The sequence below is a fragment of the Nostoc sp. genome (genome assembly GCF_035638895.1).
In the GTDB taxonomy this organism is placed as follows: Bacteria; Cyanobacteriota; Cyanobacteriia; order Cyanobacteriales; family Nostocaceae; genus Nostoc.
On sequence record NZ_DASQZC010000538.1, the window covers coordinates 1 to 1881 of the forward strand.

Consider the following 1881-nt stretch of genomic DNA (forward strand, 5'->3'; position numbering starts at 1 on the left):
AAAGCGGGAATAATCAAAGCATTATAAATCAGTGCTGATAGAACAGCAGACTTAGGGCTAGTCAAATTCATAATATTCAAGCTTTGCAAATTAGCAGCGACAAATATCACTGGGATAATCGCAAAGTATTTAGCAATATCATTAGCGATAGAAAATATCGTCAATGCCCCGCGAGTAATTAATAATTGTTTGCCAATGCTAATTATATCGATCAGTTTTGTGGGATCGGAGTCCAAATCTACCATGTTGGCGGCTTCTTTTGCAGCTTGCGTCCCTGTGTTCATGGCAAGGCCGACGTTAGCTTGGGCTAATGCGGGAGCATCGTTAGTTCCATCTCCTGTCATGGCAACTAATTTACCTGCTGTTTGTTCTTTCTTAATGACGCTGATTTTGTCTTCTGGTGTGGCTTCGGCGATGAAGTCATCAACTCCAGCTTCTTTGGCAATGACAGAAGTTGTAATCCAGTTGTCTCCAGTTACCATGATGGTATCCACTCCCATCCGTCGCAGTTGCTCAAAGCGATCGCGGATACCAGGTTTAACTATATCTTTAAGATAAATAACCCCATAGATTTCGTTATCTAGGCTAACTGCTAGGGGTGTACCTCCCAGGCGAGAAACTCGTTCGTAGGTAGCATCCAATTCTGGTATATCACGTCCGTTGCGGGAACGAACAAATCCTTTGATGGCTTCTACTGCCCCCTTCCTGGCCTCATACCCACCAGGCAAGTTTGTACCACTCATCCGTGTTTTGGCAGAAAAATCAACTCCTTCTGCCTGGTTGAAGTCAAAATCAAACCTTGCGCCTAAGTTTTCTGCCAGTCGAACAATAGATTTACCTTCTGGTGTATTGTCAAATACACTAGCCGCCCAGGCAATATTAGCAATTTCCGATATTGAATGACCGTTGATAGGAATAAATTCTTCAGCCAAACGGTTGCCGAGGGTAATTGTACCTGTTTTATCAAGAACTAAAGTGTTGACATCTCCACAAGCTTCGACTGCTCGTCCTGAAGTGGCAATGACATTAAATTGGGCAACTCGATCCATCCCAGCAATGCCGATAGTACTTAGTAAGCCGCCAATTGTTGTAGGAATTAATGCTACTAATAGGGCAATCAAAATTGGCACGCTGACTGGACTGTTGACATAGTAAGCAAGTGCGGGCAGAGTTACCACGACTAACAAAAACACTAAGCTAAGAACTGCCAGCAATACTGTCAGAGCAATTTCATTGGGTGTTTTGCTGCGTTCTGCCCCTTCTACTAAGGCAATCATCCTGTCAATAAAGCCTTTACCTGGGTCATTAGTGATGCGGATAATTAGCTCATCTGAGATAATCCGCGTCCCGCCAGTGACGGAACTGGCAACGTCGGAACCTGATTCTTTTAATACTGGTGCGGATTCCCCAGTAATTGCCGATTCATCTACTGAGGCAACACCCATGATTACCTCGCCATCGGCGGGAATGATATCGCCAGCAATGACGTAGATGTTATCGCCCTGTTTAAGGCTGGTGGATGAAACTTCACTAATTGTGCCGTCGGCAGCAATTTTTTTAGCGATCGCTTCTGATTTCGTTAATCGCAAGGCATCGGCTTGGGCTTTACCTCGCCCTTCTGCAATTGCTTCGGCAAAATTGGCAAACCAAACTGTAAAGAATAAAATCCCCGATAACAAACCGTTGAAAACTTGCGGGTTCTTTTGGAGGGCTGGGCCAAATAGGTTGGGATCAATTGTTAGCAATAGGATGATGATTGTCCCTACCCAAACCACAAACATCACTGGATTTTTGATTGCATACTTAGGGTTGAGCTTGACAAAAGCATCTTTCATTGCCCTTAAGTACAGCCACTTATTACTTGTTTTGGCCTTTTTACGT

The 1881-nt window shown here is 44.1% G+C and carries 1 protein-coding gene; it reads right to left on the reverse strand.

Translation table 11 applies throughout. The features are described from left to right. A partial coding sequence (gene kdpB / locus VE944_RS26515; RefSeq protein ID WP_324984226.1) for a potassium-transporting ATPase subunit KdpB occupies positions 1–1881 on the reverse strand: 1881 nt, incomplete at both ends.